The following is a 12,098-nucleotide window of genomic DNA, read 5'->3' on the forward strand; positions in this document are numbered from 1 at the left end:
AATCGCCTCGGCGCCAGGACGAGACCAGTCTTGCGGGTCGACTGACCAGTGCAGGGCTGCCAGTTCGGCCTTCGCCGACGCGGCGAGGGCCTCCTTGGTCCAAGTCCCATACGGCGCACACATGTGCCGCGGCCACGAGCCCGCATCGAAAACACTCCAGTTCCCTGTTGACTCGCAAAGGGCTCACCGCGCGCCACCGGACAGATGCGCGTCAAGCGCGGCCATCCGGGATCAGATAGCTGGCGGTTAGCTTTGTGGATTTGGAGAATATTGGTAAAATCTATTGTTTTGATGCGAAGTATCCGTGCTGTGGATGGGCCAAGAGGGATCCATCAACACTGATTGCGTGAGCCGATCCTCTTGAGTCAATTGATCAGGCGCATGCCGAAGAATGGCTCAGCATGCGACCGTCCATTCGGTGAAGGTCCTAGCCAGGCATCGAAGCCATTTCGGGAACGCGAATCATGATGCTTGAGCTGGATCAACTCAAGCGCTGCTTCCCACGAGCAGAGTCGAGCCTACGCCGCTGCCTAATGACGACACCTGGCCGGTCCTTTCGATGATCAAGTTACAGAGCTGAGGGGGACTCGCACATTGGCTTGAAGCAGCGGACCATTAAAGATGGCCAGAGAAGGCTGGTGCGGGATGCTCGAGAAAAACAGCCTGCAGCATTTCGGCAGCTGCGCACCCAAGCTTGCTCCATTCCCATCAGCTTCATAGCTGCTCAGGAGCTCAATCGAAGCCGCTCGGCTAACCAACGCTGCACAGCAAAGTGTCCGGGCAAGCGCTCGCTGGAGCGGGGCATGGATCAATGCATCTTGGGATGAGCGCTGCAGATACCGACTTCCTTAAAAGGTCCTTAGGGCGGCGCGGTTCTGGTCATGAACATTTTCATTGCAAAGTCGAGCGACCTGTATGCTCGATCGCGGACCGCCTGAGGCAAACCAGGAGTTGCGTCAATCGCAGTGCGCGCGTCGCTCATAATCTTATCTTTTGCGGAAAGAAGCTTTGCATCTAGTATTACATGAAGCGTCTCTCGAACTTCAGGTGAGATCGAGCTGTCGCCATCGATCAATTCTCGAAGTTTCCAAAACATACGCTCGACTGCTACCATCGACCCGAGGACTGACATCAGTCTTGGTGACACCATTGGCTATCTCCTTCTCCAGCCAGATTCTGGCGACCATCCCAGCGAAATCAGACCTGTCCCCTTTGACACCGGCGCGCGAGGCGACCCTGAACAGGCGAGTGACTGGGATACATGTCCGCTGCTACGCCCCAGCGGGCGTGAGACGGACGTTCAAGATATGCTCACGGGAACTCACAAAGTGTGCGATTTGCGAGCAAGGCATTTATCTTTCCTGTGCTCCAGGCCGTAACCCGGTAGCGTGCGGTGGCTCACGTGCAAAACTGACATGGAGGGCGTGCGCCGCTTCCATTTGCCACAATACATGCAGCGGCATCGGAGTTGGACTTCTGCCACGCATCCGTGCTCTTCCGCTTTCTCACTCGGGATCGCTCTGTTGACGAGGCCGAATTGAGTGAGTGATCCCGGTCACGCAAAGGTGGTCATCCGATATCCCGGTGCTCGGGGCGCCCACCCGTTTTGTGATTGCGTGGGTGCATCGAGATCGAGCCTCCCGATCTGGCGATGGTGTGTTGGTCGTGCGCCACGTCGACCTCGATCGATTCTCCATCGGCTGTCCGGCCGAGCTCAGAAAAGCTAGCAACTGAACGCGCAGATCATTTCCATGTCCTGGATTCCCGATCTCGGATTGGTTCATTTCGTCTGTCTTATTGTCCTCGCCACTGCACGGCTATGCTGTGCAAACCGTGCATTTCACCCACCAGCGGCCACCGCGCTTCTCCGCGCGCAACTTGCCGCGGCGGATCCGAGAGAGCACGCCTCCGGGGCTTATGTGGTTCATCGCTGCGAATCGCTGAACGGTGAGGTAGTCCTCATGCAGAGGTGGAGGGGTGCTAATTCCGTGCGCAGCCGGCAGAATGCGCAGCGAAGCCAACTCCGCCAGCAGGATCTCGAGCTTACGCGCGATCTCCTCCGTCTGGTCGGAGCGCTGCCGGGACCGCGTCACGACAGGCCCGCCCGTGCGATAAGCCGCATCTTGGATTCGTGTGGAATGCGATCGACGAACTGGCGCGCCAAAGCGGGATGAGCGTGAGCCAACTCACCTGTCCAAGCAAACCACTGCTCGGGCAATGTCAACGCGCGCAAATGGGAGACAGGGCATTTATTGCCGTTGTTTGGTGATGTAGTCGAAAGGGGTCTCATGCGCGTAAGAGCCATTTGAACCATAAGAACGGCCTGACAAATGCATCCGGCTGCGGTGCTCATGGGCCTCGGTGTTGCCATTTATTGCCTGGTCAAGGACGAACTTATTGGAATCTCTGTTGGCTCACCGTCAGTGCTCTGCCGCTATGAGCTCGGAGTGAATCGCAGTTGCTGTGTTGAGGCAGGCATCCAGTGACAGAGATCCAAAGGCGAGCTGGCAAAGGAGATAGTTGGCGCCTGCTTCTTCCACATGATCGAGAAGAGTTTGGCGCACCGAAGCGCGCGTTCCGACGACGCACAGTTCACTGTCAATTGCGGCATCCAAGGTTAGGGGCAGGTTGGATGGAGGCGGGATGTCATTGAGCTCGTACAGGAACTTAAAGCTCTTGAGCCATGTTTCGTAGGCTGGCGCGGCGAGGGAGCGGGCGGCTGCTTCAGAGCTGGCAATTACGATCATGCGGAGTAATGCGAGAAATGGTGCTGAACCGTTGGCGTCATGCTTGGCGTTTTGATGAGCGCGATAGCGATCTGTTACCTTGCGAACGGCAGAAGAGGGCCCCATGCACGCCAGATTAGCGCCATTCGCCGCCGCCCAATGCGCGGACTCTGGCCGATTTGTAGCAATCCATGTCGGGGGACAAGGACGCTGGTGAGGTGAAAGCGTCAAAGGAACGTCGCTCAGCGCAAAATGTTGCCCTTCGTACGAGAGCGGGCCGCCATTCATCGCGTTAACGAAGATTTGGGAAGCTTCCTCGTAACGGCTTGAGGCAACATCGGCTCCAACCCCAAAATAACTCAGTTCGATCGGTAGGGAGCCGCGACCAAGACCGACCTCGACCCTGCCGCTGCTCAGGTGATCCAACATGCAGATCTCCTCGAATGCCCGCAACGGGTGGTAGAGGTTGAGCAGCATGACCAATGGACCAACGCGAAGTCGCCGTGTGCGTTGTATGACGCTTGACAGAAACAAGTTCGGCGATGGACCGCGTCCATGGGGGGTGCAATGATGCTCCGCCAGATGATAGGCATAGAAACCGAGCTGGTCGTAGGCCTCCGCCAGCGCGAGGCGGTCCGCGTATTGCCGGGCGATATCGGGGCCGTCCTCGTCAAGATGATCAAAGATGCCGCAGGTCAGGTTTGAGGGAAGAACGTTTCTCACTCAGTTATCTCCTATAGAGAGGACCGAAGTCCTCCGGGTTTTGGAAGAGGCGCTCGCTGGCACTGCGGTGCATATGCTGCGAAGCCGTTCTCAACAGCTCGCAATGCGCCGATCGGACAAAAACTGACTCCGGCTGCGTCGCGAAGCTTCATCATGTGTGGGTCCGGATCGATGACGAACGGGGATCTGTGACCTGAGTGGAAGGGGTCACTAGCCACGGCATCCCACTTTCTTAAGAATGCTGCCGACAGCCGCAAGAAACGCATCCATCTGGCGCGTTGTACCGATGCTAACCCGAATGCACTCTTGCAGGCCGGCATCCGGAAAGAAGGCAACGAGGACGCTCTGGTCTTGCAACGCCGCCTGCCACCACCTGCCACCCTGGCCTACCGGCACACGGGCGAGGAGGAAGTTCGCGTGGGAAGGCGTTACGGAGAACCCAAATTCCGAGAGCGCGGCCGCTACGCGCTGACGCTCAAGCCTTACGTGGCGATGGTTCTCCTCGTAGGCGTCGCGATGCGCAAGGACGCTCATGCCTACGGCATGAGCGACCACATTCATGTTGAAAACATTCTGGATGTTGCGAAGCCGCCCAATCAGCTCGGGATGGCCGAAACCGAAGCCGACGCGAATGCCAGCGGCGGAATAACTCTTGGAAAACGTGCGCAGGACCAGAAGATTCGAATGGCGCTCAACGAGGCGTAGGCCGTCCTCAGGTGCGAAATCGACGTAAGCTTCGTCCAGTACGATCAATCGGTCAGATCGTATAACGAGGCGCTCGATCTCAGCGAGCGGAACAAAGCTTCCGGTCGGATTGTTCGGATTGGCCAGCAGAATGAACTTGGCATGTTTAGCCGGACCGAAAAGCAGCTCGTCCATCGGCAAGCAGTCGGGTTCAGACCAGGGAATTTCAATGAACCGGGCCCCTTGCAACATGGCAAGCTTGCGATTGAATGAGAAGCCGGGCGACATCATTGCGATGCCGTCGCCCGGGGCAAGAAAGGCTCTGTAAATGAGACTGAGGAGTTCAGACGATCCATTGCCAGCCATCACGCGATCAGTGGCAATCCCATAGGCCGCTGCCGCCGCTTGTCTCAAGCTGACATTGTCGTCTTCTGGATAGCGGTATTGCACCTCAAGAGCTGCAATTGCGCTTCGCATCACGATGGCTGGCAAAGGAAATGGGTTCTCATTCGTGTTCAGTTTCACGCAAGTATTATCCAGGGTGGGTCGCCCGGACGGCAGAGCATCCAATTCGCGAGCCACCGGCGAGAGCGAGGAAAGCATAGTTTGCAGTTTTGCATCCAATTTGGTGTTCTCCCTTTTGTCGGCGAGAGCAGTTGACGGCCTTCATCGAGCCTACGTGATGCGCGCGCTGTGTTCGGAGCCGGGAAGCGCAAGGCGTGCATGAATGTGAGGGGTGGGGTGCCATAGGCGGGCTCAGATCTAAGCGCCGCACTGGATCAGAGCCCGTCTCAAAGTCCGGCAGCGATCAGCACGGATCAGGCGGCGCGCGGCGTTATTCCAGCGAATACCTGTTTCACGAGGGGAGGCAACGCCACGTCCACTCGGCCGAACAGCGCTGCTAACGCTTGGCTTGAACTCGCATAATCCGCAGACAGACTGCGCACGACTGACATCTTGCCACAAGCTACGTTCCTTCTAAAGAGGTCCTGGCAGCTCACTCCCGAGAGCGAGGTGCGCATCAGTTTCACTAGCTGGAAGAAGTCACCGATGTTTGTCGGCCTTACGAATGTGGAAGTGATGCTCACTCTAGTGGCACCAGGCGAATGGGAACGTACTCTTCGGGCGGCCGTTCGGGCGTGCACGACAGCTTTGATAGCATTGCCGCGAGGGCGAGAAATGCTGCGACTGCGGCGACTGCGACGCACGTGAGCAGCGCGTAATCGCTATGTCGAGGATGGTTCATCATTCGAACGCTCCGTGCGGTGTTGGTGCGGGCGGTCAGGTCTGCGCGACCGCTTCGATGGTATTGTCGCGCCAGCGGTAAACGATGAACCCAGAAGCGGCATTGTCTCCCTTCGAGTCGAATCGAACCGTGGCAATGGCCGTGTCGATTGAGCCCGAAGTAGGACCGCAGCGACCCGCGCGGCATCGAAGTGCCCGTCCGTTTGACCGAGCCTGCCCATGCTTGAACTGCGGCATCTAGAGCGTGCAACCTGCGTTAGATAGGCTCGTACCCTTGAGCTTGGCGACAGCGGCTGCCCCTGCAGCATTCGTCGTCGAGGCCGGCATAAAGGTAAAGAGCGTGCCGTTTGCGCAGTCGCCAGCAATGGCCAAAGACGATCATCTACCGACTTGTTCTCGCCCAGCGCTCTCACCGGGAATTTCCGAAAGTGATGCCGATCATTGGAGTCTCCGTCGGCCTAGCCGGCGCTCTCGGTCGCCCCGCCGCTGCGTCGATGCTTTTAGAAGGTACAATGTGACGCTACGTGCGAATCAAGTACTTCGAAGGGTGCTCGTCGAGGTTGATTGCCAAAATCCACAGTGCGAAGAACCCCAAAGAGTGCCGACAACGCAGATTCGCAGGCGAATTGCTACGGGCCAACGATCCTCAGTCAGACAAGGATCAGCATCACTTCATTGGGTTTAGAGACATTGCAATAACCGAGTCGCGGGCAACCGCGTGCGTCAACTCTTTCCCAGCTGGTCCTCCAGCGCGGCGAGGGCGAGATCCAGGTATCGCATGAGGCTCGCATCCCAGCCGGCGAGATTGTGTGGTTCGGTCAATCGCGTCAGCACCTTAAGTATCATCGAGACAGTCGAGTCAACTCCTGCGATCTCAGTCAGCAGCGAACGGGCCTGACGCGCGACCGCATTTGCCCGCTCACTGCATGGAGGCTCGCCCCGATCCATGCAGCTACGTAGCTCGTCCCGAATCTTCCGCCACCGATCTTCGCGGCTAGCGTTAGAGGCGCACGTGCAGATGGCCGAGGGGGTACGCTCCTCAATCCGCGACATTGCATCTAACGTGGCCGGCAGCTCGTCGACACTGACTTCTGTCTCACCTTGCGTCGTCATATTGCGCAATCGATCCCGTAATAGTGTCGCCCGCGCGACTTGAACTTCGATTCGCTCCAGATGGTTGCGCAATAGGTCCGTGAGAGATGTCCGCCCCTCGATGGCTTTGCGGATCTCAGGAAGCGAGAAGCCGAGCTCACGTAGCGCGCGAATCTGAGAGACGCGTTGTAGGCTTTCTCGATCGTACATGCGGTGACCGCCATCGGTACGTTCCGAGACCGTCAACAACCCGGTATGTTCGTAGTGATGCAGAGTGCGTACCGTTACGCCGGTCGCCTCTGCAAGTTCTCCAATGCGCCATCGGCGCCGTCGTGGTGTGGCGTTTGTCATGGTCCTCAATTTGCAAGCCTACAACCTGACGTCACGTGAGAATCAAGTTATTTCAATGATCTAGATGATGGTCTCTTGCTGCGAACCCCCGGGAGGACTGAGCGCATGCTGTTGATCAAGCGGCCGAGACAAGTGCAAGCATCAAGTTCGCCAGCGACGCCAATTCGTCCCTCGCTGCGCGTTGCATCACAAGTCTGGCGATCGCCACGCGATTCTCGCTGGTTCGCATGCATGTCGGTAAAGACGCGATTGCTCGATCAAAAAGGTTTCCCAAGCTCGCGAGATCCTCCGGATCGTAGACTCCGCTCGGCTTATCCAAGAGTAAGCTCCTTTGATTGTCGCACCGGCGCCGCACGTGACGAAGCCGTTTGGCTGTGGTGGGGCAAAAAGGAGACGGAGCGGCGACGTGCGCGAAAGAATGTGACAGGACGTTCGTGTGGTGCCGTTGTGCAACACGGCGTTTGCTTCCCTTTTGTCCAACACTGCCCTAACCGAAACTGTGCAATTTCTGCTGGATGCTGCCGCAGCAGTGGGCCATCTGCTGTCTGATCGCCAGGCGAAGCGAAAGCAGATACATGCAGCCCCGCTTGCTCTTGAGACACGGCTTCACGAACGGCGGCCCAGACACAGTACTGATCTGATCAGATGGGCCTCTTTCGGTCGAATCCTTGCTTTGATGTCTATCGTCGAGCCGGCGTTGATTGGTCAATCATCGCAGATCAGTCTTACCACCACATCGTGACGCGGCCGCCCGCTCGGCGCCTAACAGCATTTTCGACACGATGCTAGTCCTGTTGAGATGGCTTTGCCGGCGCGAAGGCGTTGTTCGCGCATGGCAACATCGGGTTTTGGAATGCCACAAAATGATGGCTGCTCTTCAACGGCGCAAGTCCGCGACCCAAAGCGTCGGTAGAATGAGAGAAGGCGGGCCGCAAAACCATTCCCGGCATGTATCTCAACGCAAGCGCACCTCGCGCGGCTGGCGAAACGTTACTCGCGATTGAGGACCGAGCCTTGAAGGATCGCTCCGTATCCGTTGGACCTGGAGGCGCTCAAAACAGGTCAACAGGCCCCGGGCGCCGCGCGGCCGCGCCGGGAAAACAATGACGTGCCATAGCTCCTACAGCAATAACTCGCATATCCAGACGTGAGCCGGATCAGTGTTGGGCAGCACAGTCCAGCTGTCGCGGGTAATGGCTTGCTCGTCCAGAAGCTCACTCACTTTCATCCTCGAACAGTATCGCTTTGGTCTGCGAGCGCTGGACATAGATGCTTTGGGTAAGATAGGCAAATCATGTTACCGCACCGAAGTAGCTCTTCGGGGACAGCGGTGAGGGGCCGCAACTCGGGGCTAACGGCGGCGGCATCCCGCGCGCCACGCGCCACGACACTTTCGAAAAGAACACGACTGTCGCGAGATCCGAAAGGATGACCCTGCACCCACGATCCGATGTGGCTGGATTGACCATGTCGCCCGAAACGAGCAAAAGCTGTAGGTGGAGCAGGGCTTGGCGAATGGGAGCGACGAGCCCTTCCGTGCGCCGGACATTGGCACAGTTGCCGTCCTCTCATCATAAACACTCATCCCCCAAGCACGCGCGCAGCGGGACAATGCCGCGAGCTCACGGCGGGTGGATCCAGGTTGATCCTGCGGCCAGCGAGTTTGCGGTTGCGCTCCGTCATGCGGGATCGAGTATAAGAGTAAGACAAGCCGTTGAGATGACGTGTCTCAACCTCCATGCCAACCTTGCGCAGACCTCTCACTTGCAGGTTCCGCTCTCCCGAGTTACGCCAGCTCGCGTTGCGCCTTCCGGACGCGACTGTGGACAGCGTTGGCGTTCGGCAGAACAAGTTGGTTCGACGCGAACGAGCCGGCATCGACCATGTGGGGCGGCCCGCCAAAGAGGCGTTTAGCTACTGACGAGCTTCGGCATTACTGCTGCGATCGCCGGGACAGTGCGGCAAGGAGAATGCCCAACGGCAGGCGAAGAGCGGTGCGGGTGCGCTAGCAGTGTCCACGTTTGCAGCCTCGATCGCAGGTCTTGGTCTACAACCTGACGCGGTGTACGATTCAAGGGATTTTAGTGCCGAGGCCGGATCTCGTTCACCTGACTGGCCGGATCATTTCGCGAGCTCTGAGCTCAGCTCATGTAGAACAGCGCGACGCAGCCCGTCGGATCAGCGGAAAGTCATTGCGGAGCGCCGCCGAACGAGCTGTATGACGCGCAAGATCGTCACGCCAGCGCGAGATCAATAGCGCCGCCGACCCGATCAAACTACGCTCAAGCGCGCCAATCCGAACACCAGCGAGGACCGGTGCTTCGAGCCTGGCGTAGATCTGGTTAACGAGGAGTAGGTCGCAAACGGCCGAACAATCCTAGAACGGGCCGTGACATTGGTTGGTCTCGGACGGAGAGACCATCATGGATGCCTCTTGCAAGAACATGTTGCGCATCCAAATGCTTGCGGGATCAGTATTATGAATGGCCGGCCATTGGACGGCCTCGGTGAATGTGAGAAGTCGCAGCGGAGGTTCGATGACCCGCAGGGGCATCGTGTTTGCGAAATGGCTGACCAATCTTGAGGGCATGCTCGCTATACGGTTGGTGCCCAATAACATAGGCGGAATCATACCAAAACCCTGCACAGCGACCTCAGTGCGTATCTTGAAACCATGCTCGAGCAAGAGCCATTCGTGGAAGGAGGGCCTCAGGGAGCGCCCGAACTGGGCTTCCACGTGCCCGATCGACATGTACTTCTCGAACGTAAGTCGCGGCGCCAGCTGCTTGTTCATCGGGCAGCCCACGCAAACGAAAGTGTCCTCGAACAGTGCCGCCTTGGGATGCGCACTCGACATGAACATCTCCGGGTACATGAGGAAATCGACTTCACCGCGCCGGAGAAGTTCATCGGGTTCCTCTACGGGCGGCAGCAACTCGAAATTGATTGTCGGAGCTTCCCGCGCGACGCGGTCCACGATTCGTCGAAGAAACACGACAGTCATGAAGTCGGACAGGATGATCCTGAATCGCCGATTCGATTGAGACGGAGTGAAGCCGTCCGGAGAAATGATGGAGAGCTGAATGTGAGCGAGAGCCTCGCGAATCGGGACTGCGAGCGCTTGAGCCCGCGGCGTTGGGACAAGCTTCCGGCCCCTCATCGTGAATAGCTCATCGCGAAAGTAAGTGCGAAGCCGCGCGACGGCAGCACTCATGGCAGGTTGACTGAGGTTGATGCTTCTTGCCGCCGCAGTGAGATTGCCTTGCGTCACCAGGGCGTCGAACGCGACGAGGAGATTCAGATCGAGTCCCTTGAAACGCATAATCTTGAGTGATCCACCGTATGAATGTGTTCTATCGATACAATCGATTTTACCATTTGTACCGAATGAGGATAGCAAAGGATAGTTTAGCGAGATGTCAGATCTATCAGAATGGTTACAAATCGTAGCGCGTCTCAGCCCAGCGCCAGGGATCGATCAAGACATCTGGACCGTGCGGTCGCAGTTTCGCGCGTGTTGCGCAAGTCATATCTCGGCGAGCTAGCACGGTGGGGATCCGCAGATGTGCGTGGGCGTATAGGACGAGCAAACCATCGTATGGCTTCGCCAACCCATTCTATACCGGCCGTGTACCGCCGTAGAATTGAGCGAACGCTCAACCTGGCCGTAGATTTCCCTCCAGTTGGACCCCTTCGGTTGCGGGTGCCAAATGTGTTTTGGTCGCATCCGATTGCGTCCTTGCTGCGGAGAAATCGTGCGGAACATGCAAGCGAAGGCGTCCCTGGCGAATCTGATGCGAGTTGCGCACACGCTCGACGTCGTATCCATTGTGAATGCAGATCGGTCAGTGCGTGAAGCTCTGACAGATATGGTGTTTTCCGCGGGTTACGTACCCGAACCCTTCGAGAGCGCAGACGAGTTCTTAAAATCGGGCCGCCGTTTGATCACGTCGTGCTTGATCGCGGACATGCAGTCGAGCGGGATGAGTGGCTTTGAGCTTTTCCATCATCTTGCTGCATCCGGAGGCGCGCTTCCCACCGTTCTGCTCACAGACAACTCCGAAGAGGATATGAGGCGAGTTCTGCAAGCTGGACTCCAGTTCTTGAGCAAGCCTTTCCAGCGTAGCGAACTGCTGGCCTGCGTCAGGAGTCAGATAATGAATAGGAATTTCTCTCTATGAAAATGATCGCGCCCGAATCCAGACGAGGTGTTTCGGCGCGCCCTCCAGTTCGTTGGAGGCTGTGCTGGGAGAATGAGCTTCAACTTGCTGACCATATTGAATTGTCCGACTTCTTCCGGAAGACCTATGGTCCGACCGGGGCATTCAATGCAAAGCCCTTTGAAGATCATCGAAGCTGGGCCGGCGCAAGGCCTGAGATTCGGGCAATCGGCTATGACGATCGTGGCGTCGCGATTCACATCGGCGCACTGCGCCGCTTCATAAAAGTTGGTGAGGTCGATCTGCTTGTGGCTGAACTCGGATTGTACGGGGTACGCCCGGATCTCGAGGGGCTCGGCATCAGCCACTCTATCCGCGTGATGTATCCGGTATTGCGAGATCTTGGGGTGCCATTCGGCTTTGGCACGGTCCGATCCGCCCTGCAGAAACATATTACCCGGCTGCTCGGGCGACAGGGATTGGCGACTGTTTTGCCAGGGCTCAGTGTCCGGTCCACTCGTTCGGATATCTATCTCACTGTGCCTCCGACGCGCGTGGAGGACGTGGTCGTCCTCGTTCTGCCGATTGCGAGGCCAATGAGCGAATGGCCGGCCGGTGAGATGATTGAACGAAACGGGCCGGAACTGTGACGTCCGCAGACGACGAGACTGAAGCGCGGAGCGACTACTCCGACGGAGAGCACTGCGTCTATCTGACATTTGATGATGGGCCCAACCCGCATTGCACGCCGGCCATCCTGGATGTGCTGGCGCAGCATCGGGCCCCCGCCACCTTCTGCGTGATCGGTGCATATGCAGCGGGTCAGCCGGAGCTGATCCAGCGCATCATTGCAGAAGGGCACGAAATCGCAAACCACACAATGACGCACCCGGATTTATCCAAATGCATGCCGGATGAGGTGAAATACGAGATCCTCACGACGAACAAGATGATCGGAATGGCCTGCCCCCGAGCCTCTGTGCGGCACATGCGTGCGCCGTATGGGACTTGGACCAAGGAGGCCCTCGCCGCGTCGGCGAAGGCGGAACTGGCAGCCCTGCACTGGTCAGTCGACCCGCAAGACTGGTCTCGTCCTGGCGCCGAGGCGATTGTTGCC

At 57.8% G+C, this 12,098-nt stretch carries 7 protein-coding genes and 1 pseudogene; 3 read left to right on the top strand and 5 right to left on the bottom strand.

Annotated elements, in window-relative coordinates; all coding sequences use genetic code 11:
- The 5 genes and pseudogenes from IVA96_RS29745 to IVA96_RS29765 form a co-directional block, all read right to left on the bottom strand.
- Positions 1 to 132 (bottom strand): annotated as a pseudogene (locus tag IVA96_RS29745) (chitooligosaccharide deacetylase NodB); the annotation flags it as partial.
- Between the two features lie 2,288 nt (positions 133 to 2,420).
- Positions 2,421 to 3,449, bottom strand: coding sequence for an LLM class flavin-dependent oxidoreductase (locus IVA96_RS29750; protein ID WP_247420882.1), 1,029 nt, complete (start codon positions 3,447 to 3,449; stop codon positions 2,421 to 2,423).
- Positions 3,450 to 3,659: 210 nt separating this feature from the next.
- Entirely contained in the window at positions 3,660 to 4,736 is a 1,077-nt protein-coding gene (hisC, locus tag IVA96_RS29755; RefSeq protein WP_247420884.1) for a histidinol-phosphate transaminase, read from the bottom strand.
- A 1,365-nt stretch (positions 4,737 to 6,101) separates the two neighbouring features.
- Positions 6,102 to 6,821 carry a MerR family transcriptional regulator gene (locus IVA96_RS29760; protein ID WP_247333180.1) on the bottom strand — a complete coding sequence of 240 codons (720 nt, stop codon included), beginning with the start codon at positions 6,819 to 6,821 and terminating at the stop codon, positions 6,102 to 6,104.
- A 2,377-nt stretch (positions 6,822 to 9,198) separates the two neighbouring features.
- Positions 9,199 to 10,143, bottom strand: coding sequence for a LysR family transcriptional regulator (locus IVA96_RS29765; RefSeq protein WP_247281308.1), 945 nt, complete (start codon positions 10,141 to 10,143; stop codon positions 9,199 to 9,201).
- 442 nt (positions 10,144 to 10,585) lie between these two features.
- On the opposite strand from IVA96_RS29765, the gene IVA96_RS29770 reads away from it, so the two are divergent.
- The 3 genes from IVA96_RS29770 to IVA96_RS29780 all read left to right on the top strand — a co-directional run.
- A complete protein-coding gene (locus IVA96_RS29770) occupies positions 10,586 to 11,002 on the top strand; it encodes a response regulator (protein ID WP_247281338.1) in 417 nt (138 codons plus the stop codon).
- A complete protein-coding gene (locus IVA96_RS29775; protein ID WP_247333179.1) occupies positions 10,999 to 11,631 on the top strand; it encodes a NodA family N-acyltransferase in 633 nt (210 codons plus the stop codon). Before IVA96_RS29770 ends, IVA96_RS29775 begins: the two co-directional genes overlap by 4 nt.
- Positions 11,628 to 12,098, top strand: a 471-nt coding sequence (locus tag IVA96_RS29780) for a polysaccharide deacetylase family protein (protein ID WP_247420883.1), incomplete at its 3' end; no start/stop codon positions are given. The genes IVA96_RS29775 and IVA96_RS29780, both read left to right, overlap by 4 nt.

This window comes from Bradyrhizobium sp. 159 (assembly GCF_023073795.1).
In the GTDB taxonomy this organism is placed as follows: Bacteria; Pseudomonadota; Alphaproteobacteria; order Rhizobiales; family Xanthobacteraceae; genus Bradyrhizobium.

Bases quoted from the DNA above. Each gene is read 5' to 3' on its own strand.
- hisC (WP_247420884.1), bottom strand. From the start codon at position 4,736: ATGCTTTCCTCGCTCTCGCCGGTGGCTCGCGAATTGGATGCTCTGCCG.
- IVA96_RS29775 (WP_247333179.1), top strand. From the start codon at position 10,999: ATGAAAATGATCGCGCCCGAATCCAGACGAGGTGTTTCGGCGCGCCCT.
- IVA96_RS29770 (WP_247281338.1), top strand. From the start codon at position 10,586: ATGCAAGCGAAGGCGTCCCTGGCGAATCTGATGCGAGTTGCGCACACG.
- IVA96_RS29760 (WP_247333180.1), bottom strand. From the start codon at position 6,821: ATGACAAACGCCACACCACGACGGCGCCGATGGCGCATTGGAGAACTT.
- IVA96_RS29765 (WP_247281308.1), bottom strand. From the start codon at position 10,143: ATGCGTTTCAAGGGACTCGATCTGAATCTCCTCGTCGCGTTCGACGCC.